Annotated in this window: 18 protein-coding genes; 10 read left to right on the forward strand and 8 right to left on the reverse strand. The window is 72.4% G+C overall.

Going from position 1 to position 24,676, the window contains the following annotated elements; genetic code table 11:
- Positions 1–37 precede the first annotated feature (37 nt).
- The 4 genes from B0I32_RS49605 to B0I32_RS49620 form a co-directional block, all read right to left on the reverse strand.
- Positions 38–469, reverse strand: coding sequence for a hypothetical protein (locus tag B0I32_RS49605; RefSeq protein ID WP_106251716.1), 432 nt, complete (start codon positions 467–469; stop codon positions 38–40).
- A 21-nt stretch (positions 470–490) separates the two neighbouring features.
- On the reverse strand, positions 491–1,486 hold the full coding sequence (locus B0I32_RS49610) for a hypothetical protein (RefSeq protein ID WP_146178604.1): 996 nt from the start codon (positions 1,484–1,486) through the stop codon (positions 491–493).
- A gap of 107 nt (positions 1,487–1,593) precedes the next feature.
- The gene (locus B0I32_RS49615; protein WP_245956640.1) at positions 1,594–2,628 is read right to left on the reverse strand and encodes a DUF5937 family protein; all 1,035 of its coding nucleotides are present in this window, start codon (positions 2,626–2,628) and stop codon (positions 1,594–1,596) included.
- A 291-nt stretch (positions 2,629–2,919) separates the two neighbouring features.
- Positions 2,920–3,792: a helix-turn-helix transcriptional regulator gene (locus B0I32_RS49620; protein ID WP_106251722.1), complete on the reverse strand. Its 873-nt coding sequence runs from the start codon at positions 3,790–3,792 to the stop codon at positions 2,920–2,922.
- A gap of 133 nt (positions 3,793–3,925) precedes the next feature.
- Between B0I32_RS49620 and B0I32_RS49625 the strand changes: the two genes are divergently transcribed.
- Positions 3,926–4,855, forward strand: a complete 930-nt coding sequence (locus B0I32_RS49625; protein WP_106251723.1) for an NADP-dependent oxidoreductase — start codon at positions 3,926–3,928, stop codon at positions 4,853–4,855.
- Between the two features lie 34 nt (positions 4,856–4,889).
- Complete coding sequence (locus tag B0I32_RS49630) at positions 4,890–5,969, forward strand: Kelch repeat-containing protein (protein ID WP_106251725.1); 1,080 nt, start codon at positions 4,890–4,892, stop codon at positions 5,967–5,969.
- A 42-nt stretch (positions 5,970–6,011) separates the two neighbouring features.
- On the opposite strand, the gene B0I32_RS49635 is transcribed toward B0I32_RS49630, so the two are convergent.
- A complete protein-coding gene (locus tag B0I32_RS49635; protein WP_106251727.1) occupies positions 6,012–7,040 on the reverse strand; it encodes a GlxA family transcriptional regulator in 1,029 nt (342 codons plus the stop codon).
- 115 nt (positions 7,041–7,155) lie between these two features.
- On the opposite strand from B0I32_RS49635, the gene B0I32_RS49640 reads away from it, so the two are divergent.
- Positions 7,156–8,109 (forward strand): NADP-dependent oxidoreductase, encoded by a 954-nt coding sequence (locus B0I32_RS49640; RefSeq protein ID WP_342751846.1) that lies wholly within the window; start codon positions 7,156–7,158, stop codon positions 8,107–8,109.
- Between the two features lie 12 nt (positions 8,110–8,121).
- Here B0I32_RS49640 and B0I32_RS49645 read toward each other — a convergent pair whose 3' ends face one another.
- A complete protein-coding gene (locus tag B0I32_RS49645; protein ID WP_106251728.1) occupies positions 8,122–8,634 on the reverse strand; it encodes an NUDIX hydrolase in 513 nt (170 codons plus the stop codon).
- 75 nt (positions 8,635–8,709) lie between these two features.
- Between B0I32_RS49645 and B0I32_RS49650 the strand changes: the two genes are divergently transcribed.
- Positions 8,710–10,617 carry a serine hydrolase gene (locus B0I32_RS49650; RefSeq protein ID WP_181308655.1) on the forward strand — a complete coding sequence of 636 codons (1,908 nt, stop codon included), beginning with the start codon at positions 8,710–8,712 and terminating at the stop codon, positions 10,615–10,617.
- Positions 10,618–10,624: 7 nt separating this feature from the next.
- Here the strand turns inward: B0I32_RS49650 and B0I32_RS49655 are convergent, their stop codons facing one another.
- Positions 10,625–12,019, reverse strand: a complete 1,395-nt coding sequence (locus B0I32_RS49655; protein WP_181308657.1) for an ATP-binding protein — start codon at positions 12,017–12,019, stop codon at positions 10,625–10,627.
- 156 nt (positions 12,020–12,175) lie between these two features.
- Here B0I32_RS49655 and B0I32_RS49660 point away from each other — a divergent pair, with 156 nt between their 5' ends.
- The 5 genes from B0I32_RS49660 to B0I32_RS49680 all read left to right on the forward strand — a co-directional run bounded on the left by B0I32_RS49660 (position 12,176) and on the right by B0I32_RS49680 (position 23,090).
- On the forward strand, positions 12,176–15,685 hold the full coding sequence (locus tag B0I32_RS49660; RefSeq protein ID WP_146178605.1) for an nSTAND1 domain-containing NTPase: 3,510 nt from the start codon (positions 12,176–12,178) through the stop codon (positions 15,683–15,685).
- A 34-nt stretch (positions 15,686–15,719) separates the two neighbouring features.
- On the forward strand, positions 15,720–16,361 hold the full coding sequence (locus B0I32_RS49665; RefSeq protein ID WP_106251733.1) for a hypothetical protein: 642 nt from the start codon (positions 15,720–15,722) through the stop codon (positions 16,359–16,361).
- Positions 16,358–18,817, forward strand: coding sequence for an NACHT domain-containing protein (locus B0I32_RS49670; protein WP_106251734.1), 2,460 nt, complete (start codon positions 16,358–16,360; stop codon positions 18,815–18,817). Before B0I32_RS49665 ends, B0I32_RS49670 begins: the two co-directional genes overlap by 4 nt.
- Before the next feature lie 66 nt (positions 18,818–18,883).
- The gene (locus B0I32_RS49675; RefSeq protein WP_106251736.1) at positions 18,884–19,216 is read left to right on the forward strand and encodes a CU044_2847 family protein; all 333 of its coding nucleotides are present in this window, start codon (positions 18,884–18,886) and stop codon (positions 19,214–19,216) included.
- On the forward strand, positions 19,206–23,090 hold the full coding sequence (locus B0I32_RS49680; RefSeq protein ID WP_106251738.1) for an nSTAND1 domain-containing NTPase: 3,885 nt from the start codon (positions 19,206–19,208) through the stop codon (positions 23,088–23,090). Before B0I32_RS49675 ends, B0I32_RS49680 begins: the two co-directional genes overlap by 11 nt.
- A 27-nt stretch (positions 23,091–23,117) precedes the next feature.
- Here the strand turns inward: B0I32_RS49680 and B0I32_RS49685 are convergent, their stop codons facing one another.
- Positions 23,118–23,633, reverse strand: coding sequence for a hypothetical protein (locus B0I32_RS49685; protein ID WP_106251739.1), 516 nt, complete (start codon positions 23,631–23,633; stop codon positions 23,118–23,120).
- A 110-nt stretch (positions 23,634–23,743) separates the two neighbouring features.
- Between B0I32_RS49685 and B0I32_RS49690 the strand changes: the two genes are divergently transcribed.
- Entirely contained in the window at positions 23,744–24,634 is an 891-nt protein-coding gene (locus tag B0I32_RS49690; RefSeq protein ID WP_219912421.1) for a helix-turn-helix domain-containing protein, read from the forward strand.
- Positions 24,635–24,676 lie beyond the last annotated feature (42 nt).

Below are 24,676 nucleotides of genomic sequence, written 5' to 3' on the forward strand. Positions count from 1 at the left end.
AGGGAGGTTCCGTCGCGCGGGGGGGTTCGTCGGCCGGTCAGACGCGGCCCGAGGTGGCCGTGCAGGAGGGGTCGCTGGCGTTGTTCCGGTCGAAGACGATCCTGGTCTGGGCGAACAGCGCGTAGTTGGTCGGCCAGGTCCTGTTGACGCCCACGGATCCGGAGCCGTTGCGGGCGTTGGTCGTCGAGAAGGACCACAGCGACGAGTCCGGCCCGGTCTGGTCCCGGCGGATCTCGCCGTAGACGTCGTTCTGGGTCGAGCCCGACTGACCGTTGATGTTCCAGAAGTAACTGGAGACGCTGTGGTTGGTGCCCGAGTTGGTGTAGTTGAAGCCGCCGCTCGCGCTCCAGCCGTTGCCCACGCTGCACGAGCCGCTGGTGCTGGCCGCGTGCGCCGCCGTCGTGGTGGCCAGGATGGTGGTCGCCACGACGAGCGAGGTGGTCGCGATTCCGCCGATGATTCTCTTCATGGTGGTTCTCCTCCGGTTGGTTTAGTTCGTTCCGGCGGGGTGCCACTCGACCCGGCCGTTCTGGGTCAGGGTGACCAGCTCCCCTCCTGCGGTGAAGCGGGCGGTCAGGACGCCGTCCTTCGTCCAGGCGATGTCGCCGGCGGTGTCGAGCGCCGTGAACGTGCCCCCGTCGGCGAAGCCGATGACGTCGTCGCTCGGATGAGCGGTGACGCCCGTCTCCGCGACGAAGTCACGACGCCAGGCCGTTCCTCCGTCCGCGCGCAGCCCGGTCACGGTCGTGTGGAAGCGCCCTCCGATGGTGGCCGTCCGGGTGACGACCGCCGCCGCCCGGCCGCCGGTCACGCACTCGCCCTTGAGCGCGATGGCGACGGCCACGCAGGTCTCCGCCAGGGACGGTCCCCGTTCCGTACGCCGCCAGCCGTTCGCGTCGCGGGCGAACCTGAGCAGGTGGTCCTGGGGCGCGCCGGTCTTCCACGGGTAGGCGAAGGCGGCGGTCCCGTCCGTGGACTCGACCCATCGGAACCCCCGGTGCGTGACCGGCAGCCGCTCGGAGCCGTCCGGGCGCACCACCCGGATCCAGGTGCGGCCCGCGTCGTCCGTCTCCTCCACCACCGCGTCCCCGGCGGATCGGGCGGACAGCACGTGCGCGTGCGCGGCCGGCGAGACCGGGAACGGCGCCCGTCCCGTCCCGCTGAGCAGGAACGGCCGCAGCGGCGGCGCCTCCTCGGTGGGGATCTGCGAGACGACGGCGTCCGGGCACTCGGCCAGGCAGGTGACCTCGACCCCGTACGCGGCGGCGTCGCGGTCCTGCCAGACCTGAGTGCCCGAACGGCCGTAACCGGTGAGCAGCCCCGTCTCGGGTGCGTAGAGCACGGCGCCCCCGTGGGAGACGGCGAGCAGCCGCGCCGGTTGCGGTCCCGTGACGGGCGCGGGGCCGCAGCCGGCGGTCGGCAGGGCTGCCAGTACGGCGGTGAGGGCCATGAGCACGATGCCGCCGGACACGCTGCTCGTACGCAATGGCCCTCCTTCTGAGGTCCTGCCGAGGGGATGTCCTGCCGCAGCCAGAATCAGTCAGCGCCCGTGATCGCGGTAAGACTGTTTCGTTGGGGACCGAAAGACGCACGTCAACGTACGTCCGGCTCCCGCCTGCGGGAATGCGCGGCCTTCGCACCCGGTGCGCCGGCGAGCAGGTCGGCGCCCAGCCGGGTGGTGTGGTGCAGCATCAGGTTGGCGCGCCGGATGCTGACGATCAGGCCGGCCCGGCGCAGGACGTGCGCGTGCTCGCTGGCCGTCGACATCGAGATGCCCGTTCTGGCGGCCAGTTCGCTGGTGGTGCAGCCTGGCATCCGGTCGACGAGGGTCAGGAGCTCGGCTCGTTTCCGGCCCAGCAGCGCCGCCAGAGCGTCACCTCCGGTGGTGTTCTGTACGGTCTGGCGGGGCGAGGGGTAGGCGAGTACGGGCGGCAGGGCCGGGTCCACCAGTGCGACGGGGTTCGCCCGGCAGAAGTACGACGGGATGAGGGTCAGCCCGCGTCCGCGCAGGTGGATCTCCCGGCCGGCTCCCGCCGGGTAGTCGACCTCCAGCACGGGAGGACGCCAGCGCATCGTCGGAGTCAGGTGGCCGAGCAGCTGTTCGGCGCCGCCTCTGAGCAGGTGGCGGTGCATGACGGCACGTTCGGTGGCCAGTGCGCGGTCCACTTCGGGCCAGTGAGGGGTGAGTACGGCGCGGCAGTAATCGGTGACGACCCGGACGAACCGGCGCATGGCTGCCGGGTCGCCGCGGGCGAGCTCGTCCAGGTTCGCCGAGGGCAGGCCGCTGCTGCGGCGCAGGATGTCCATCTCACGCCGGAGACGTTGCCGAGGGGTGTCCGACAGCGCCTGGAACGCGGCCGTGTCTCCCAGCTGGGCCTGGATCGGGGTGAGGAAGTCGGGGAAGTACGGGCCCCGGGGAGCGAGCGGCAGCAGCGTGGTGCGTACGGACGGCAGCAGGCCGCTCCCGGTCAGCCGGGGCAGCGCCTGCCGCCGCCAGGAGGTCAGCGCTGCCCCGCCGTCGCGGGACTGCAGGCGGTGCAGGCTGCCCACCATCTCCCACATCAGGTCGGTCCGGGGAGCGACGCGGGTGAGCGCGAGATCCTCCGCGGTGAACACGATCCTCAGCACGCTTCCGACGTGCCCTCTCACCATCGTTCCCGTCCTGGGTCCGAGCTGACGGCGACGACCTGAGGATCAGTTCTTCTTCTTGCACCGGGCGGGCTTCGTCGCGTCGGGCGAGAGCTTTTTCGATCCGCGGCAGTTCCAGCGAAGGTCGGAAGCATGGGCTGTCCTTCCTGCGTCAGGTCGGTGGGTGACGTCTCCTGTTGTAGGAGGCCCACTGGTTGTCCAGCGAGGGCGAGAGGCGCTGGACAATCAACGCACGGACCGGCCGGGGCAGTGACCTGCGGTGAGACGTTGTCAGGAGCCCGCGGGTCCCAGGGCTCGACTGGCGTCGAGGCTCATGTCCTGGGTGCCGATGACGGACAGGAGTTCCAGCTGGGCCGCCCCTCGGGTGCCGGCCGGCGCGGTGAACCACAGGAGGCGTTGGCGGCCGTCCTCGCTGAAGAGGCTGTGGCAGTCGACCTCGATGATGCCCAGCGTCGGGTGCACCAGGCGCTTGTGGTCGGCTCGGCGGAGGGCCACCCGGTGGTCGTCCCACAGGGTCGCGAACTCGGTGCTGCGGCGTCGCAGGGTGGCCACCAGGCGCAGGACGTGGGGGTCGCGGCCGCGGCGGGCGGCGACCGCGCGCAGGTCGGAGACGAAGACGCGGGAGTGGTGCGGGTGTTCGTCCGGGGGGTAGAGCGTGCGGGCGGCGGGGTCGGTGAACCAGCGGTAGACGTAGCCGGCCTGCGGGCCGGTCCGCATCGGGTGGCGGCCGATCAGGGCGGCGGCCAGGTCGTTCTGGGCCAGGGTCTCGTGCAGGTCGGTGATGATCATCGCCGGTGTGGTGGCGAGGCGGTCGAGCATGGCGAGCATGGCCGGCTGGACGTGCGCGATCGGGCCGTGTGCCGCCGGGACGGGGCGGCCCGCGAGGTGGAACAGGTGGTCGCGTTCATCGCCCTCCAGGCGTAGCGCGCGGGCGAGTGCGGCCAGGGTCTGGGCCGAGGGCTGGACGCCGCGGCCGCGTTCCAGCTCCGTGTAGTAGTCCGCCGACAGGCTCGCGAGCTGGGCGACCTCCTCGCGGCGCAGCCCGGGCACCCGGCGCCGGGGGCCGGTGGGCAGGCCGACGTCGGACGGCCGGACGCGGGCGCGGCGGGTCTTCAGGAACGCGGCCAGTTCGGGGAGGTTCACCCTTCCATGGTGACTCCTGGCGGCAAGTCGTAGCCAGGGGGTGCTGACCCCTGGGTGAGCTCAGCCCTGGTGGGCGGGCGGACTTCGGGCGAGCGTGAACGGGAAGCCGTTACCCCTAGCAGGAGGGCTCCTCATGCGTGTCATCATTCAGCGCGCGCTCGGCGGGCCGGGCGTGCTCGAACTCGCCGAGGTCGAGCGGCCGGAGCCGGGCTTCGGGCAGGTGCTCATCGCGACCGGGGCGATCGGGGTCAATCCGGTCGACGTGCACGTACGCTCGGGCGCCCTGCCGCTGCTCGGCGAGCCGCCGTTCACGCTCGGCTGGGACGTCGCCGGCGTCGTCGAGGCCGTCGGCCCCGGCGTGTCCGCGTTCTCCGAAGGCGACGAGGTGCTCGGACTGCTCGCCATGCCGGGCGCGGGCAACACCTATGCCGAGTACGTGCTCGCGTCGGTCAACGAGATCGTGGCCAGACCCACGGGGCTGAGTGTCGAGCAGGCGGCGGGGCTGCCGATGGCCGGTCTCACCGCCTGGCAGGGTCTCGTCGGTCTGGCCCGGGTCGAGCCAGGGCAGCGGGTGCTGGTGCATCGTGCGGCCGGCGGTGTCGGGCATCTCGCCGTACAGATCGCCAAGGCCCGGGGTGCTCATGTCGTCGCCACGGCGAGCGCGGGGAGGCATGAGCTGCTGCGCCGGCTCGGTGTGGACGAGCCGGTCGATTATCGGGCCCGCGACTTCACCGAGGTCGAGCCGGTCGATGTGGTGCTCGATCTGGTCGGCGGCTCGGACGGTGACCGGTCGGCACGCGTCGTTCGCCCGGGTGGGGTGCTGGTCAGCGCCTATCCGCAGGACACGGGGGTCACGCCGGAGCTGGTCGCCGGGCTCGGCATCCGGCATGCCGTCCTTGTCGTGCATTCGTCCGCTCCTGATCTCGCCCGGCTGACGTCGCTGGCCGGGGAAGGGCGGCTCACCGTGCACGTCGATCAGGTGTGGTCGCTGGCCGAGGTGGCCAAGGCGCACGAGGCCGTCGAAGGCGGGGCGGTCACGGGGAAGCTCGTGCTCGTGCCCTGATGAAGATCCCGTACGGACGAAGGTGAGGAGAATCATGAGACGTGGTATCGCCCTGTTCCTCGGTGCCGCACTGGTGGCGGGCCCCGGTCTGCCCGCGTACGCGCATCCCAGCCATCCGACGCCCACGACGACCCCTGCGACGACCCCTGCGACGACCGCTGCGGCGGCCGATCCGGTCTACGGGAAGGGGTGGTCGCGGCGGGCGGCGATCGGTGGCGGGCCGCGGCAGGAGCACAGTGTCGCCGCGGTCGGTCACCGGGTCTACCTGCTGGGCGGCATCGTCCCCGACCCGGCCGGTGGTGTCGTGACGACCGGGCGGGTGGAGGTGTACGACACCCGGCGCGACACCTGGTCGGAGGCGGCCCCGCTGCCCGTCGTGATGAACCATCCCAACGTGGTGACCGTCGGCGGCCGGATCTACGTGCTCGGCGGGCTGTCCGGCGGCGCGTCGTGGCAGGCGGTGCGGGACAGCTTCGTGTACGACCCGCGTACCGGCCGGTGGACGCCGCTGCCGCCGATGCCCGCCGGTCTGGAGCGGGGCAGCGCCGCGATGGGCGTACGCGGGACGAAGATCTATCTCGCGGGCGGCATGCGCACACTGACGCCCGGCCCCGGGGGTCTCCAGGACACGGTGGACCTCGTGTCGTCGTACGACGTCGTGACCGGCCGGTGGGAGAGCCTGCCGAGCCTGCCGCAGGCGCGCGACCACGTCGGCGGCGCCGTCGTCGGCTCGACCTTCTACGTGCTCGGCGGGCGCGACCGGGGGCAGGTCAACGTGCGTGACACCGTGTACGCGCTCGACCTGCGCTCGCGCCGCTGGTCGGAGCGGGCGCCGATGCCGACGGCCCGGGGCGGGATCGCCGCCGCGGCCGTGGGCGGCCGGATCTACACGTTCGGCGGCGAGGGACGGCACGACGGGACGAACCCGAACACGGTGTTCTCCGAGGCCGAGGCGTACGACACGGCGCGTGACCGGTGGGTGCGCCTGGCGCCGATGCCGGTGCCCCGGCACGGGACCGCGGCCGTCGCGGTGGGCGGCACGATCCACATCCCCGGCGGGGGTACCGCCGCGGGCGCGGCCCCGGTGGACGTCAACGACGCCTACCGGCCGTAGCAGGCCGGCTCACAGCAGGTGAAAGCCGATGACGGTACGGGGTCAACGTGCCGTCATCGGCTCCGGCGCGCGTGCCGTCTGCGGTTCCGAAGCCCGTGCCCCCGCCGGCTCCGGTGCGTGGTGGGCGCGGCGGTAGGCCAGGGGTGACAGGCCCACGTACGTGTAGAAGTGCTTCCGCAGCGCGACCGGGTCGCCGAAGCCGCAGGCGGCGGCGATCCGGGCGACGGGCAGGTCGGTGGACTCCAGCAGCAGCCGCGCGTGCGCCAGCCGCCGCCGCGCCAGCCACTTCAGCGGGCTGCTGCCCACCTCGCCGCGGAAGCGCCGGGTGAACGTACGCACGCTCATGTGCGCGTGCCGGGCCATGTCCTCCAGCGTGATCGGCTCGGCCAGCCGGTCCAGCGCCCACTGCCGGGTCGCCGAGGTGGAGCGGTCGGTGTCCGGCGGGACCGGGTGCTCGATGAACTGCGCCTGCCCGCCCTCGCGCCACGGCGCCACCACGCAGCGCCGCGCGGCGGCCGAGGCCACCGCCGCGCCGTGGTCGAGGCGGACCAGATGCAGGCACAGGTCGATGCCGGCCGCGCCGCCGGCGGAGGTCAGGATGCGTCCGTTGTCGACGAACAGCACGTCCGGATCGACCTCGACCTCGGGGAACAGCCGTGCCAGCGCGTCGCACAGCGCCCAGTGCGTGGTGGCCCGCCGGCCGTTCAGCAGACCGGCCGCGGCGAGCAGGAAGGCGGAGGTGCACAGGCTGACGATGCGGGTGCGCGGCCCGATGCGGGCCAGTGCCGCGGCGACCTCCTCGGGGATCGCGCCGGTCGCGAGCAGGTGCTCGCCGGGCTCCTGGGTGGCGAGGACGACGGTGTCGGCGCTCTCCAGCGCCGACTCGTCGTGGTCGACGACGAGGCGGTAGTCCTCGTGCGTGCGGACCGGCCGGCCGCCGAGGGAGCAGGTGGTGACGGAGTACAGCCGGGTCCCGTCCGGTTCGCAGGCCTCGTTGAACACCCGGGCCGGGATGCCCAGGTCCAGCGGCAGGACTCCGTCGAGGGCGAGTACGGCGACACGATGCGGCATGGCTGGAATAGTACGATGGATGACTCTCCGGCCACTCACCCGCCTCCACGAACGCAGGCCAGTCTTGCTTCTGCCGGGACCGAGGAACGTCCCGGCGGGAGAAAGGTGAGATGAGATGATGCGAGCCGTCACCATTGAGGAGTTCGGCGGGCCGGACGTGCTGACCGTGCAGGACGTCGCGCGCCCCGAGCCGCTGCCGACCGAGGTGCTGGTACGGGTGCATGCCGCCGGGGTCAACCCGGTGGACTGGAAGACCCGCGTGGGTCACGGCATGGCGGGGCTGCAGACGTTCCCGCTGATCCTGGGCTGGGACGTCTCCGGCGTCGTCGAGGAGGTCGGCTTCGGCGTCACCACGCTCGCGCCCGGGGACGAGGTCTACTCCATGCCCTGGTTCCCGCGGGCCGCCGGCGCCTACGCCGAGTACGTGACCGCGCCGGCCCGCCAGTGGGCCCGCAAGCCGGCCACCCTCGACCACGTGCACGCGGCCGCCGTGCCGCTGGCGGCGCTGACCGCCTGGCAGGCCCTGGTCGACACCGCCCGCGTACAAGCCGGGCAGCGCGTCCTGATCACGGCCGCGGCCGGCGGGGTGGGTCACTTCGCGGTCCAGTTCGCCCGGCACCTGGGCGCCCACGTGATCGCCACCGCCGGTGCCGCCCGTCACCCCTGGCTCAAGGAGCTCGGCGCCGAGGAGGTCATCGACTACACGGCCACCCCCTTCGAGCAGGCCGTCGAGGACGTGGACGTCGTCATCGACCTGGTGGGCGACGGGCAGGACCGGACCGGCACCCGTTCGCTCCAGACCCTGCGTGCCGGTGGCCTGCTGGTCGCCGTCCCCGGCGGGATCTCCTCCGAGCTGGCCCAGGCCGCCGGGACGGCCGACGTGCGCGTCACCCCGTTCCTGGTCGAGCCGGACGGCCCCGCGCTGGCCACGATCGCCGGCCTGATCGACGAAGGTCAGGTCGCCGTCGAGGTGGAGGAGACCTTCCCGCTCGACCAGGCCGGCGCGGCGCACACCCGGGGCGAGGCCGGCCGTACCCGGGGCAAGCTCGTCCTCACCGTGGCCGGCTGATCGCGATCTCCCTCACAGCAGGCCCGCCTCGGCGAGGGCCCGGTGGTCGAACCGCCTGTTCACGACGTTGGGGTCGCGGACGTGGTGGCGGGCGTCGGCGGCGGGGACCAGGCGCCGGTGCCTGATCTCGAACCGCGGCTCCCACGGGTGCGGCAGTGTCGCCGCCCGCCAGAACGCGCGTACCAGGACCAGTCCCCGCTCGTGCCCGCGGACGCACTCGCTGCGGACGTAGCCGAGCAGCCGCGCCGCGGTGACCGTGACGCACGCCTCCTCCCACATCTCGCGGCGCAGCGTCTCCTCGTAGGTCTCCTCCCCTTCCGGGCGTCCTGCCGGGAAGCCCCAGTGCTCGCCGTCGTGGCTGATCAGGACCAGCTCATCGGCGTCGGTCAGGCAGACTCCGGCGGATCCGTGGGGTCTGCCCGGCGGAGGGTCGCCGGCGGGGTGCCAGGACGCGAGCCAGCTCTGTCCGTGACTCTGGACCGAGAGGGGTTCGTGGTCCGGGGCGGGCACGATCGGTTCAGTCATGGTCTGCTCAGGCTTGCCCAGCCCTGGTCGGCGACCTCATCGTTGGATTATCCAACACCTTTCGAGGGGTCGACCATGACGTCTCCCTTAGTGCCCCGCAGCCGGCGCGAGGTGCTGCACGCGGCCGCCGGGCTCGGCGCGCTGCTCGGTCTCGATCTGGCGGGGCTGGGTCGCGGCGTACGGACCGCGGCGGCGGGGCCGTTCGCGTGCGTGGCGCGGCACGACCTGACCGCCGAGCAGTTCCAGGCGGAATGGGACCGGCTGGTGGGGCTGGGCTACCGCCCCACGCACGTCGACGGCTACACCGTCGGCGGCCGGGCCCGATACGCGGGGATCTGGGAGCAGGCGCCCGGCCCGCCACAGATCGCCAGGCACGGGCTCACCACAGAGCGGTACAAGGCGGAGTTCACCCGTGTCACCGCCCTGGGATATCGCCCGGTCGTGGTGAGCGGGTTCGAGCTCGGCGGGGAGCCGCACTTCGCGGCGATCTGGGAGCAGACCGGCGGCCCGCCCTGGGTGGCCCGCCACGACCTCACCTCGGCCGAATACCAGGCCGAGTTCGACCGCCTGCTCGCCCTCGGCTACCGGCTCGTGCTCGTGAACGGGTACCAGGTCGGCGGGTGGGCGCGCTTCGCCGCGATCTGGGAGCAGACGCAGGGGCCCGCCTGGGTGGAACGGCACAACCTCACCGCCGCCCAGTACCAGGCCGAGTTCACCGGCCTCGCGAACCAGGGTTTCCGCCCGGTTCACGTCAGTGGATACGTGGTGGGCGGCACCGAGCTGTTCGCGGCGATCTTCGAGCAGGGCGACGGGCCCGTCTGGTCGGCCGGGCACGATCTCGACTCCGCCGCCTATCAGGCCGCCGACGACGATCACGTGCGCCGCGGCTACCGGCCGGTCAAGGTGAGCGGGTACGGCCTGCCGCGCTTCGCCGCGATCTGGGTGAGCGAGAGCACCAACGACTTCTCCCGCGTCGACGCCGCCGTCAACCGGCACCTGACCGCCTCGGGCGTCGCCGGCGTCTCGCTGGCGATCGCGCGCCGCGGCGCGCTGGTCTTCGCCAAGGGGTACGGCCTGGCCAGGCGGGACACCGGCGAACAGCTCACCGAACGGCACGTCATGCGGATCGCCAGCCTCTCTAAGCCGATCACGGCGGTCGCGGTCATGCGGCTCGTCGAGTCCGGCCGCCTGGCGCTCGACCAGCACGTCTTCGGGCCCGGCGCCCTTCTGGGCACGCGGTACGGCACCCAGCCGTACCGCGCGGACCTGCGGGCGATCACGCTGCGGCACCTGCTGGAGCACACCTCAGGAGGCTGGCCGAGCGACGGCACCGACCCGATGTTCACCAACCTCACCATGAACCAGGCACAACTGATCACGTGGGTGCTGGACAAGCGGCCGCTGCAGTTCGCGCCCGGCACCAGGCACATGTACTCCAACTTCGGCTACTGCCTGCTCGGACGGATCATCGAGCAGGTGACCGGGCAGAGTTACGTCGACCAGGTCCGGCAGGACGTGTTGAAGCCCGTCGGGAGCGGCAACATGTACCTCGCCGGCGACACGCTCGCCGAGCGGCGGCCCGACGAGGTCGTCTACTACGGCTCCGGCGACCCGTACGCCCTCCCGGTGCGGCGCGCGGACGCGCACGGCGGCTGGCTGGGCTCGCCGGTGGACGTCGTCCGGTTCGCGGTGCGCGCCGACGGCTTCCCCACCGTTCCCGACCTGCTGCGCCGCGACACGGTCAGCACCATGACCACGCCGTCGGCGGCCAGTCCCTCTTACGGGCTCGGCTGGAACGTCAACAACGCCGGCAACTGGTGGCACAACGGCCGCTACACCCCGGGCACCGAGGCGCTCGTCGTACGTACCGCGAACGAGTTCTGCTGGGCGGCCGCGGCCAACGGCGCCAACGTCGACCTGGACGCGATGATGTGGGACGTCTACCGGTCCGTCTCCGTCTGGCCCGCCCACGACCTGTTCTAGCCGGCCGCTACGTCAGGGAGGCGGTGCGGCAGCGGACGCGGACGGCGGGTCTGGCGCCGTGCGGTGGCCGCAGGGTCGAGGCGTGCGCGTGGACCAGGTCGTGCAGCCGGTAGCGGCCAGGGGCCGGCTCCTGGAGGAGGTGGGCGTGCACGAGGTGGTCCAGCAGCCGGCTCGCCCGGGCCGGGGTCGTGTTCAGCAGGACGGCTGCGGTGCCGAGGGTGAAGGACGAGTGGGGGGCCGCGCCCAGGAGGCGGTAGGCCCGCTGCTGGTCGGGGGGCAGGCGTTCGTAGGAGCGGTTGAGTGCGCCGGTGACGCTCTGGTGACCGGCCGCCAGTTCGGCGAGGCGGTCGGTGGTCAGGCGGTCGAGGAGGTGGCGGGCGTTCCACGAGGGGTGGGCCTGGAGGCGGGCGGCGGCGAGCCGGATCGCCAGGGGCAGCAGGCCGCAGCGGCGGACGATCTCGGCCAGGACGTCAGGAGGCGTCTCCGGGGCGCAGGCGGAAGTGACGGCCGGGTCGCCGCCGGAGGTGGCGTCGAGGGCGCAGCCGGCGGTGCGGGCGAACAGGGCGACCGCCTCGGTCAGGGGCAACGTGTCCAGGGACAGGACGCGGGCGTCGCCGGGGCAGGTCAGGCGGTGGCGGCTGGTCACGATCACCCGGCAGCCGGGCGTCGCGGGCAGGAGCGGGTGGAGCTGGTGTTCGTCGGCGGCGTCGTCCAGGACGATCAGCAGCCTGCGGTCGGCCAGGACGCTGCGGTACAGCGCGGCGCGGTCGTCCAGGTGCCACGGGATGTGCTCGGCGGGGACGCCCAGGGTGCGGAGCACGCGGGCGAGCGCGTCGCCCGGATCCACCGGCGCGGTCGCCTGGGCGTGGCCGTGCAGGTCCACGAAGAGCTGGCCGTCGGGGAAGTGGGGGGCCAGGCGGTGGGCGGCGTGCACGGCCAGCACCGTCTTGCCCGTCCCGGCCATACCGGTGACGAAGACGACCGCCTGAGTGGTGCGGCTCGCCACGAAGGCCGCCTCGCGCTCCCGTATGCCGGGCACGGCGACGTCGGCGGGCAGCTGACGCGGGACGGTCCACGGGCGTGCGTCGGCAGCGTGGCCGGCGGGGCGGTGGGCAGCGTGGTCGGCCGGGCGGTCCCGGGCGACCGCGTTCAGGGCCGCCCGTTCGGCCCCGTCCAGGTCCAGGGCCTTGGCCAGCAGCAGGACCGAGGTGGTCCGCGGCCGGAGCAGCCCGTCGTTCTCCAGCCGGCGCACCGTCCTGACATTCAGACCGGCCCGTTCGGCGAGTTGTTCCTGCGTCAGCAGCGCCCGCCGTCGCCACGTGCGCAGCAGTTCCCCCATCGACATCCCGGCACCGGGATACATGGATCCGACACCCCCGTTCTCCTCGTCGGCCTGGCTCACGACGTATCCCCCGTCGTTCCTGACCATCGAAACCGCGTCCCGCCTGTTCAGGCCACCGTTCGGACGGCATTGGACGGAATCGGACGGGAGGGGCGAGCCAGGCATCGCGCGCAAAGATGATTGAGGGTGTGCGGGTCATTGGCCAGAATGAGCGCCATGGGCGAGCGAGGCGGGGGCGGCCGATCTCATGACGTGTGCCCCTACCAAGGGCTGGTCCCGTTCGAGAGCACGAAGGCGGAGCTGTTCTTCGGACGGACGCGGGCGACCCGGAGCCTCCTGGAGCGCCTGGCCGGCCGGCTGGGCCGGCACGGGTCCGTCCTGCTCGTCTCGGGCGCCTCGGGGGTGGGCAAGTCGTCGCTGCTGCGCGCGGGGCTGCTGCCGGCGCTGGCGGAGGGGATGGCGCCGCTGCCCGGGTCGCGGGACTGGCCGCGGCTGCTGGTGACACCGGGCGCGGATCCGTTCGGCACGCTCACCGCCGCGTGGGTGCGGCAGTTCGGCGGCACGGCCGAGACGACGGCCTCGCGATTACGCCACGCTCCGGCCGACGCGCTCAACGGGCGGTGTGTGCTGGTGGTGGACCAGTTCGAGGAGCTGTTCACCCTGGTGAGCGACGAGCGGGAGCGGCAGGCGTTCGTCCGGACGCTGCACGCCCTGGCGCGGGGCCGGGACGGCGCCGCCGTGATCGTCGGGGTGCGCGCCGACTACTGGGACCGGTGCGCCGCCTACCCGCAGTTCGCCGAGGCGATCCAGGACGGTCAGGTCATCGTCGAGCCGATGACGGAGCCGGACCTGCGGCTGGCCATCACCGGCCCGGCGGCCACGGCGGGCCTGCGGCTCGAACCAGGGCTGGTGGAGATCATTCTGGCGGAGCTGGGCGCCGGCGACCGGTACGAGGCCGGTGCCCTGCCCCTGCTCTCCCAGGCGTTGCGCAACACCTGGGAACGGCGCGAGAAGGACACGCTGACGGTCCGCGGGTACGAGGACTCCGGCCGGGTGCGCGACTCCGTACGGCGTACGGCCGATGAGGTCCTCGACGCGCTGCGGCCGGACGACCGCAAGGCCGCGCTGCGGATCTTCCGCCGGATGACCACGATCACCGCGGGCGGCCGGGTGGCGCGGCGCCGCGCGACGCTGTCCGAGCTGCACACCGCCGCGTCCGTCCATGACACGAGGGAACGCACGGCGGCGCTGCTGTCCGCGTTCGCCGACCGCCGCCTGCTCACCCTGCACGAGGACAGCGCCGAGATCGCCCACGACGCCCTCCTGACGGCCTGGCCGGCTCTCCGGCAGTGGCTCGAACCGGACCTGGCCGCGCAGACGGTGTACGACGGGCTCGTGGAGGCCGCGGCGCAGTGGGCGGACAACCACCGCGACCCCGCCTTCCTCTACCGGGGCCCCCGGCTGCTGGCGGTCCAGGACAGCCGCCCCCGCTGGGAGCGCGACCCCGACAGCTTCCCCTCGCCCGGCGCCACCGTGGACAGCTTCGTCACGGCCTCCGAGCGGGAGGCGCGGCGGGTGCACCGGCGCCGCCGGCTCGTCATGTCGGGCCTGGCGGCGCTGTCGGTGATCGCCCTGATCGCGGCCGGCGCCGCCGTCAGCGCGGCGGACACCGCGAACCGGCAGCGCGGCCTGGCCAGCTCCCGCCAGCTCGCGGTGCTGAGCGAGGTCACCGGCGACACCGCCCTGGCCTCGATGATGGCCGTGGCGGCGTGGCGGATCGCGCCCACCGATGAGGCCCGCAACCGGGTGCTGACCGCGGCCACCCGTACCGGCAGAGGGACCCTGACCGGGCACGAGCGAGGCGTCAATGCGGTGGAGTTCAGCCCGGACGGCGCGCTCATCGCGACGGGCAGCGACGACGGGACGGCGCGGCTGTGGGACGCGGCGACGCGGCGGCAGCTCGGCGCGCCGATCACGCGGGCGAAGTACGACTGTTCGAGCGTGCGGCTGGCCTTCAGCCATGACGGCCGGACGCTGGCCACGGCGTGCCTCAGCACCGTCCGGTTCTACGACGTGGTCACCCGCCGCGAGCTCGGCCCCGAACTGAAGGCCGGCGGGGTCGTCAACGCGATCGCGTTCAACCCGGACGGCAGGACGCTGGCGACCGGCGACAGCAAGGGCGTGGTCCAGCAGTGGGACGTGGCCACGCGCCGCCCGCACGGGGCTCCCATGGGCCGGCCGCACGGGAAGGCCGTCTTCGGCATCACGTACGGCAAGGACGGGAAGATCCTGGCCACCGCCGGGGAGGACAAGACCGCGCGGCTGTGGGACACCGCCACGTCCCGGCAGCTCGGCAAGCCCTTCACCGGGCACACGCAGGCTCTCACGGATGTCGCCATCAGCCCGGACGGGTCGACGCTGGCCACCGTGAGCTGGGACCGTACCGGCCGGGTGTGGGACGTGGCCACGCGCGAGCAGAAGGGGCGGCTCAAGGACCGCACCGCCGGCTACCACTCGATCGCGTTCAGCCCGGACGGCACCAGGATCGCCACCGGCGGCGACAGCGGGCGCACCGTGCTGTGGGACACGGCCACCAGGGAGCAGCTGTTCGCGCTGTCCGACAACTACGCCGCGGTGGACGACATCACGTTCAGCCCGGACGGGACGGTGCTGGCCGCCGCCAGCGACGACGGCGTGGTCCGGCTGGCCGACCCGCGGACGCTCCAGCAGAAGGGGACCCGGGTGCCGGCCTCGGGGGCCGTCGCGCTGAGCCCGGACGGGCGGATCCTGGTCACCGGCGTCGCCGACGAGAAGAGCCCCGACCTGCAGCTGTGGGACGCGGCCCGCCAGCGCCCCCTCGGCCCGCCGCTGCGTCCCGTGACCGCGCGCAGGTCGGCCGCGTACCAGCTCGCGTTCACCCCCGACGGGCGCAAGCTCCTGTCGGAGGGCCTGGACGGGATCCGGCTCTGGGACGTCGAGACCCGCCGCGAGATCGCGCACGAGAAGTCGCTGCACCACGCCAGGATCAGCTCCGACGGCAGGTTCGTCGCCGCCCAGCGGGACAAGTCGCTCGTGTTCTGGGATCTCGCGAGCGGCAGGGACTTCGGGCCGCGCATCACCGTACGCGACGCGACCGACGTCATCACCGCGATGGCGCTCAGCCCCGACGGCACGATCGTGGCGACCGCGGGCTTCGACAACCGGATCCGCTTCTTCGACGTCGCCACCGGTGCGGAGCGGCCCGGACCGACGTTCAAGGCGCACGGCGGATTCGTCAACGACCTGGCCTTCAGCCCCGACGGCACGCGGCTGGCCGTGACGGCGTACGACAGCAGCGTGCGGCTGTGGGACGTGCCGCGCCGGCGCGCGGTCGGCATCGGCCTGATCGCCGAGGAGGGCATGGCGACCGCGCTCGGCTTCAGCCCCGACGGGAAGATCCTGGCCACCGGGCTCACCAACGGCGAGGTGCAGCTCTGGGACCTGCTGACCTACCGGCGGCTCGGCTCCCCGATGACCGGCCACGACAAAGGCGTGACCGACCTCGCCTACGGCCGCGACGGGACGACCGTCGCCACGGCGTCGGGAGACAGGACCGCGCGGCTGTGGAACGTCCGCACGCCTCCTGACCTGGTGGCCGCGGCGTGCGCCAACGCGGGCCGCTCCCTCACCCGCGAGGAGTGGGAGAATCTCGTGCCCCAGGAGGAGTACCGCCAGACGTGCCCCTGAGCTCGACCCTGAACCGACCACGGAGACGACGAGGATGTTCCTGCGAGGCTTACGGCGGCGGACAGGCAGGCCGGTCCCGGAGCTGGTCGCGTTGTTCCGTTCGATCGTCGAGGGCGGCCGCGACTACCATCCGATCGCGTCCGACTTCCTGGAGCACTTCATGGACGGCGCGGGCGCGTCGCGGACGATGTCGCGGCGGTGGCTGCGCTCGTTCAAGGTGATCAGGAAGGCCGAGCGCAAGAACCAGCGCCGCTTCGAAGGCCAGCTCATCCGGAGCGCCCGGCAGCTCCGGGAGGGAGAGTCGAGCTGGCTGCACGACTACTGGGACGCGCGGATCAACGCCTTCATCGGTACGGAGCTGTTCTACGTCAGCAGGATGAGCCTGCTGCGCTCGCAGGGGTCGTTCGTGCTGACCAGGGACGGGCCGGAGGTGAGCGTGTCCGGGACGGTCCGGCACCGCTGGTTCGACCCCTACGACTGGGACCGGGGCCGCTGGGTCTACATCCCGCGCCACGGGTTCGTGCCCATCGCGGTCGGCCGTGACCTGGTGGAGGCCGACGAGGCGCGCAACTTCCTGATGGAGTCGCGGCACGTGCAGACACTGGAGGGCCGCTGCCGCGACGGCCGGCGCGGGAACGAGTTCGTCTGGTCTCTGGTACGGGCGGGAGAGGGATGATCGAGGAGCGTCCCCGGCCGCCGGACCCCACCGGGGCGGGCGGCACCGCGGACTTCGTCGGGGCGCTGGTCCGGCTCAAGCAGTGGGCGGGCGAGCCGTCCCTGAGCAGGCTGCGTGCGCTCGGCGGCCAGACCACGGCCGCCGACGGGGCCACGGTCGACACGCTGCCGAAGAGCACGGTCTCGCACGTGCTGCGGCAGACCGACCGGCTGCCGCGCTGGGACTTCGTCCGGGCCTTCGTCACCGCCTGCTTCCGCTACTGCGATTATCCGGCCGAGCTGATCCCCGGCGAGCTCGAACGCTGGCGCGCGGCCAGAACGGCCCTGGCCGAACCGTCCGCCCCCGCTGTCGTACCGCCTCCTGAGCTGCCTGCCACCACGCCCGACCCCGCGGTGGAGCTGCTGATCCGCCGCGTGCTCCGCGAGGAGGACCGGGCCCGCAAGGGGCTGCTCGGCGGCTACAACCTCGCGGCGCTCTCCTTCAGCCGGTACGGCGACCCCGCCGAGACCACCCATGACCTGCACACGATCGGCCGGTTCTTCGGCGGCCTCAGTCCGCGCCGCCTGCTGGTCGTCGGCGAGTCGGGGGCGGGCAAGACGGTGCTGGCGATCGAGCTGGTGCTGCAACTGCTGGAGCCCGTCCTGGCCGGCCGCCTCGACCAGGGGCAACCGGTTCCGGTACGGCTGAACGCGGCCCGCTGGACCCTCGGCAGGCCGTTCGAGACCTGGCTGGCCGAGCAACTGGCGCAGGACTTCGGGCTGGCGGCCGGGGACGCGCAGCGGCTCGTCCGTGATCGCCGGGTGCTGCCGGTGGTGGACGGGCTGGACGAGTTGGACCCCGAGCCGGGCTGGGGCCCGCCACGCCGGGCGATCGGGCTGCTGGCCGAGCTCAACCGCTACAGCGACCTGTCCGGCCGGCGTCCCGGCGCGGTCGTCGTGACCTGCCGCGCCGACCGGCATGCCGAACTGCGCGAAGCCGGGGCCGGGCTCGCCGACGCCGCGCAGATCCACCTGCACGCCCTGACAGACCAGCAGATCGGCGCGTACCTGCGGGCCCGCTGGCCGGACGGGCACCCGCACGCCTCGAAGCGCGAGGCCGTGCACGAGGCGCTGTCCGGGCCGGCCGGCAAGGCGGTGCACGCCGCGCTCTCCACGCCGTGGCGGCTGGTGCTGACCGTGACCGCCGTGGAGTCCGGCGCCGATCCGGACAAACTGCTGCGGGTAGAGCCGGGACTCGACAGCGGTGAGGGGGCGGCGCGGATCGTCAGGAGACTGCTGGAGGCGTACGTGCCGGCGGCGACCGTGCTCACACCCCGCACCGCGCAGGGGGCCGCGTACCAGCCGGATCAGGTGCGGTCGTGGCTCGTGCTGCTGGCCGGGCACCTGCGCCGGCAGGCCGCGCGGGGAGCCGAGGCGGACCGGCCGCCGCCGGGACTGACGGCGATCGACATCGTCCCGCACCTGCTCTGGCCGATCGGTGGGCGGCGGATCGTGCTGATCGTGCACTGCCTGGCCTGCGTGCTCTTCGCGTGCGTCGCGATGCTGGCGTTCTGGACGGGGTCGGCGGCCGGCGTCGCCGGGACCGGCGCCGAGCGGTTGCTCACCCTGACCCTCATGGTGAGCTGGGTGAGCCTGGCCACCGGCCTGTCGCTGTCGCCCTGGCCGGCCGCCGCCGGCGGGCGCAGCGAGGTCCCCCGGCGGCGACGGGTGATCGGCGGCCTGCTCGGCGCCCTGGCCGGAACGCCCGTCGGGGTGCTCGGCGGCCTGGCCGGGCTCATGCTCACCGGCGGCAGGGCCTTCGGGCCCGGCTTCGCCGTCACCGCGGGCGGCACCGGCGGGCTGGTGCTCGGGGCGGTCATCGGGCTGACGGCGGCCGGGCGCAGGGGCGCGGAGCGGATGACCGTCTCCGAGGTGGTCCGCGCGGAGCCGTTCACCCTGCTCGGCTTCGGGCTGTGCGGCGCCCTCACCGGCCTCGCGCCCCTGCGGCTGGCCCACGCGGGCCCGCTGCCGCTGGCGGCGGGGGTGGCCGGCTCCTTCGTCCTCGCCTTCGCGCTGGGGGTCGTCTTCAAGATCGCCACAGGCGGCTGGAGCAGGGACGCCGAGCTGGCCCACCCGCGCGAGGCCCTGCACCGCAACCCCCTGATCGGCCTCGCCTTCGGCCTCACCGGCGGGGTCGCCGCCTTCCTGGTGTTCATCATGAACACCGGCGTCGTGGAGTCACTGGTGTGCGCGCTCGTCGGCGGGGTGACGTTCGGCCTGGCCTTCGGCGCGGTCGCCTGGGCGCGCACGATGATCGGCCTGGTCGTGGCGGCCATGCGGCACCTGCTGCCGCTGCGCCTGTGGGCCTTCCTCGACTGGGCCTGCGAGGCCCGGCTGCTGCGGGTCAGCGGGGCGACGTACCAGTTCCGGCACCGCGAACTGCAGGACTTCCTGACACCGCCCGACGGCGGCAAGTGAGCTCAGCGGGGGGAGCCAGAGCGCCCCTTTCTGGCTTATCGTCAGCAAGAGGCAGAAGGGCGAGCCATGGACGCGTTACGGGTGCGTATACCGATCGGCGCCGCGAATGGACAGGAGCACTTCATCGAGGCCGAGATCGAGCCCGGGCCGGGGATCACTCTGGCATCGAGCGGGGGGAGATTGGCCGAGGCGCCCTGGACGCTGGCTGAGGCGTTCGATCGAATAGGGCCCGCCATCGACGTCATTCTGGGCAAACTGCGCGCGCAGCTCAAGGCGCCTCATGAGATCGAGGTCGAGTTCGGGCTGACACTCGGTGGCGAGTTCGGCGTGCTTTTCACGAAAGGGACGGCGGAGGCGTCCTTCACGGTGAGGGCCACGTGGAGGGACGATGCGCCCTGAACGAGGCATCGTGGAGATACTCAGCCGGCACGACGACACTCCCGTCGGTCTTGGCTTCCTGGCCGGCGATCGGCAGGTGCTGACCTGCGCGCACGTGGTGAACAGCGCCCTGGGCAGAGCTGAACAGGACTCTTCCCGCCCCGACAAACGGGTGCTGCTGCGCTACCCCTTCGCCGATGGCGAGGCCGTACGCTTCGCTCACGTCACCGCCTGGCACCCCGAGCGGGGCGGACGCTTCGAGTACACCGACGTGTGCGGGCTGACGCTGGCCGAGGCGATGCCAGGTGGCGCCGGACCGATGACTCTGGCTGACGAGGGGGACGACGCGGAGGAGGTGCAGGCATGGGGCCCCTCCCCGAACCGGCCCACGAACGGTCACGTCTCCGGACGGCTCATGGGACTGGTGGACGCCGCCCGCTATCAGGTGGATCAGGAGATCCGGGGCGTCTTCGCGATCCGGCCGGGATTCAGCGGTGGACCGGTCTGGTCCCGCGCGACCGGTCAGGTCCTGGGCATGCTGCAGGCGGTCGGGCGTGAGGACGTGTACGTTCTCAGCCCCGCGGTCCTGGTCGCGGCCTGGCCCGAGGTGTTGTTCCGGCCGCCGCCATGCCCGTACAAAGGGCTGCGGGCGTTCGGCGAAGAAGATCGTGAGCTGTTCTTCGGCCGCCGAAGGTTCGTCGAGGAGCTGGTGGACGACGCCATGCGTCTCCCTCTCGTCGTCGTGATGGGACCTTCAGGCAGCGGCAAGTCCTCGGTCATCGAGGCCGGACTGGTGCCCCGGCTGAAGGACCAGGGCGGGATCACGGCCGTCACCATGACGCCAGGGGAGCAACCGATGCGGGCGCTGGCCCGCGCGTTCGCCTCCTCCTCCTCACCGCTCGCGGAGTGGGAGCGGTTGCTGGGCTCGGGCGGGCTGCGTCGTTGCGGCCGGCGGCTGATCGAGGACCTGGGGCTGGAGCGTCTTGTCGTCGTCATGGACCAGGGCGAGCAGCTCATCACGCATGCCCGAGCACGTGATCGTCACGTCTACGAGCAGTTCCTCAACCTGCTCGCCGAGCTGGTGACGGAGGCCGGCGACGGCGGGCGGCCGGATCTGGTGGTCGCCATGAGCATCCGCGACGACTTCTTCGGCCAGCTCATCACCTCGCATCGGGATCTCGGCCCCTATCTGCAGCACCATGCCCGCACTCTCCATTCGATGTCGGACGCGGAGTTGCGCGAGGCCATCACCGGGCCGGTAGCGCCGCCCATCACCATCAGGCGATCGCTCGTCGACCGGCTGTGCGCCGACTTCCGCGGTCGTCCGGCCGAGCTCCCGCTGCTGCAGTTCGCGATGACACAAATGTGGGAACAGCAGCGCGATCGTGAACTGTCGCTGGAGTCCTATGAACGGATAGGCGGCATCAGGGCTCTGACGCGATACGCCGACGACAGAGTGGAGCTGCTACCGCCCACCGAACGGGCCGCGGCCCGGCGCATCCTCACCAGTCTGGTGCTGCCGGGCACGCCCGACGTGGCGCGAAGCGCGAGCTGGAGCGAGCTGCGGCCGGGCGACCGGCCGGTGGTGCGACTGCTTGAGAAGGACCGCTTGGTGGTGATCTCGCACCGTGACCTCGCCGGAGAACCGACCGTCCAGGTCACTCACGAGGCGCTGCTGCGCGATTGGGGACGACTCAGGGACTGGCTCGAACAGGACAGCGACCTTCGCGAATGGAAGCACAACACAGCCCTCGCCAAGCAGGCCTGGCTGGACACCGGGCAAGATCCCAGCATGCTGCTGCGCGGGCCGGTGCTCGCCCGTGCCGGGGAGATGATCGCGTCCTATCCGGACGATGTCGGCCCGCTTCGCGCGTTCATCGACGAAAGTCTCAGCCGGCAGCGGGCTGAGGAGGAACGCGCCAGGAGGTTGGTCAGACTGACAGAGGCGCTCCAGCTGGCCGCCCGGGCGAATGTCGCCAGGACGTCGGTGGACGGCCTCCTGCTCGGCATGTGCTCATTACGCCGGATGATCACGCCTGAAGGCCAGCAAGCCCTGCAAGAACGGATCAGCGGGTCCAGAGTCCTGCTCGCGCAGCTGTCTCATCCTGCCGGCGTCCGATCACTGGCCTGCGCGCCGGACGGGACCATGCTGGCCACCTGCGGCAAGGACGGGACGATCCGCGTCTGGGACGTGGCCACCAGGCGGGAGCTTCACGCGTTCGAGCATCACGGCGTGCGGGCGCTGGCCCTCTCGCCCGACGGAGTTCATCTGGCCGGCGCAGGCTCGGACAAGACGGTCCGCGTGTGGGACTCGACGACCGGACGAGAGCTGCATCACCTCACTCACGATGACGCCGTGTGGACGATCGCGTACGCGCCGGACGGAGAAAGCCTGGTGACCGGCGGCGCCGACGGGACCCTGCGGATCTGGCATCTGACCTCCCGCCGGGTGACCCGGCACTTCAGCCACCGTGCGGTCCGCACCGTCGCGTACAGCTCTGATGGGGCATGGGTGGCCAGCGGAGGCGAAGACGGGCAAGCACGCGTCTGGAGCGTGGCCGGCACCCGGTTGATTCACCGGTTCGGGCACGACGACGCGGTGTCGGCGGTCGCGTTCGCGCCGGACGGCAACAGCTTGGCCACCGCCTGCGCCGACGGCACGGCACTCGTCTGGGATCTCGAAACCGAGCGGGTGACTCACCGCTACCCACACGACGCGGCCGTCTTGTCGGTCGCCTACTCACCGGACGGCGAGACTCTGGCCGCTGCCGGCGCGGACCGGAGGATACGGGTATGGCAGCTGGCGACCGGACGGGAGCTGCACCGTCTCACCCATGACACGGTGCGGACGGTCCGCTGGTCACTGGATGGCGCCCGGCTGACGAGCGGTGGTGACGACGGACGGGTACGGGTGTGGGACCTGAGCGTCCAGCAGGTGTCACGCAGCTTCACTCATGTCGGCGTACGTGCTGTCGCGGCCGCGCCGGAGAGAGCCTGTGTGGCGACCGCGGGTGCCGACGGGACGGCACGGCAATGGGACCTGCTCACCGGGAAGGAGATCGGCAGCTTCGCCCACCGGAGCGTCCGGGCGGTGTCCTACGCGCCCGGCGGATCCCACCTCGCCACGGGCGGCGACGACAGGACGGTGCGGGTGTGGGACCTGGAGACGAAGCGGGAGGTCACCAGGCTCACTCACAACCACCCGGTATGGGTTCTGGCCTACTCCCCGGACGGCTCCTACCTTGCCAGCGGCAGCGCGGACCGGATCGTACGGGTCTGGGACGTGGCCGCCCAGCAGGTGAGGCACCACTTCTCCCACGGTTCGGTGTGGGCACTGGCCTGGGCCACGGACGGCAAATCCCTGGCCGCGGCCGGCGACAGGCAGGGCGTGCGGCTCTGGGATCTGGCCACTGGTGACGTCGGGCATCGTTTCGCGCACTGGCCTCCGATGCGGGCCATGGCGTTCGCACCGCACGGCACCCGGCTGGCCACGGCGAGCCCGGACGGGACGGTGGGCATCTGGGACCTGACGACCGAGCAGCAGATTCTCCGCCTTTCCCATGACGGCCAGGTTCGGGTGCTCACGTACAGTCCTGACGGCACCCTCCTGGCCGGCGGCGGCGACAAGCGCACGGTGCACGTATGGGATCTTGCCACTGGACATGAGATGCACCGCTTCGAGCACGACGGAGCAGTACGGGCGCTGACCTTCACACCCGACGGTGCGCGGCTGGTGAGCTGCGGCGAGGACAACCTCGTCAAGGTGTGGGAGGTGAGCGCGGAAGCACTCGTCGAGCAGGCTCGGGCCCGTCTGACCCGGAACCTGACCGAAGAGGAGTGGCGCCGCTACATGCCAGGCGAGCCTTACCGGCAGTTTCGCGATGATCTGACGTGATCCTCCCTGAGCACGCCGGACCGCGACTCACCCCTCCTGGGGTTCGACCTCGTACGGGTCGACGACGAAGTAGCCGTCGTGGGCGGTGCACGCGCCGGGCGGCTCGGTGAACGTGGAGATCCTGGGGATGGGCGGCTTCAGAACGGGCGGAAAGTTCGAGCCGCCCGCCTCGATCAACGTACCCTCGAAAACCCCTCCGACCTGGGGAATCTCGACGCCCCGCCGACCGTCCGCAGCCCGGGCCGGCTTCGTGCCCTCGGGCCACAGCGGAATCAGCGTCCTGTCCTGCCGATCGGTTTCCTGCCTCGTGACCACCAGGCATCGCTCCTCCTCCAGCCATTCCAGCCGCGCCGTCAACGGCATCAGGTTGGAGTAGAACTCTCCGCGATACACGACGATGGCCGGGTCGGTGCCGATGACGGCATGGCACGCCTTGTCCGAGGGACACGGTGCGGGCCGGGTGGCCTCGGGTGCGTCCGGGGTGCAGGCCGTCGTACCCGCGACCGCGACGAGGAGGGCGACGACTGCGGATGGTCGCCTCACGGGGCGGCCTCCTTCCGGCGAGCGTTGGCTGGAGCGTCCCGCATGGGCGGCGGTGGCCGCAAGGAGTCGGAGGGTGTGCGTTCGCGCGTGGGTCGGCGATGCTGGGGCGTGTGCAGTACGTGTCCCTGGTGCCGCGGCCGCCGCTGGACGGGCTGATCGACGACCTCTACTACCTGGAGGGCACTCCGCCGTACCCCCGGCTGCGGTTGCCGCCGATGCCGGCGGCGTTGTTCGTGCTCAACCTCGGGCCGCCGTTCCGCATCCGCGCCGGCGCCGGGACGGACGGGTACGACGACGGTTGCGTGATCACCATGCCCACCCGCGCCTTCGAGTTCGGTTACCCGCCGGGCACCAGGTCGGTGGGGGTGCACTTCAAGCCGTGGGGGCTGGCGCCGTTCCTGGGGATGCCCGCGGCGGAGCTGCGGGACCTGCCGGTGACGGTGGAGCAGATCTGGGGGCGGGCCGCCGTCGCCGAGCTGCGCGAGCGGCTGGCCCTGGCGGCCGGGCCGGGCGAGATGCTGACGCTGCTGGAGAGTGAGCTGCGGCGGCGGCTCACCGGAACCGGCGGGCTACGGCTCACCGCGACCGGCGGGCTGTCGCTGCGGCGGCTCGACGAGACCAGCGGGCTGGAGCTGGTCCGGCACGTGAGCGGCGTCATCGTGGCGACGGGAGGCACGGTGGCGATCGGGGATCTGAGTGAGGCCGCCGGGGTCAGCAGCACCTATCTGGCACAGCGGTTCAAGGCTCTCGTCGGTGTCACGCCGAAGCGGCTGGCCCGCACCTACCGCTTCGCCAGCACTCTGCTCTCGATCGATCCCGCGCGGGCGGTCGACTGGTCCGAGCTCGCCGGGCGGGCGGGCTACTTCGACCAGGCGCACTTCGGGCACGAGTTCCGGGCGTTCACGGGGCTCACGCCGACCCGGTACCTGGAGATCCGGCGGCGGTTCCTGCGTGAGCATCCCGGCCACGTGCTGGAGGGCTGGCCGCTGCCGGCCGATTGATTTCTTACAAGAGCCGGCGCCCTCCGGCGGGCCAGGATGAGC

This window comes from Nonomuraea fuscirosea (assembly GCF_003001935.1).
In the GTDB taxonomy this organism is placed as follows: domain Bacteria; phylum Actinomycetota; class Actinomycetes; order Streptosporangiales; family Streptosporangiaceae; genus Nonomuraea; species Nonomuraea fuscirosea.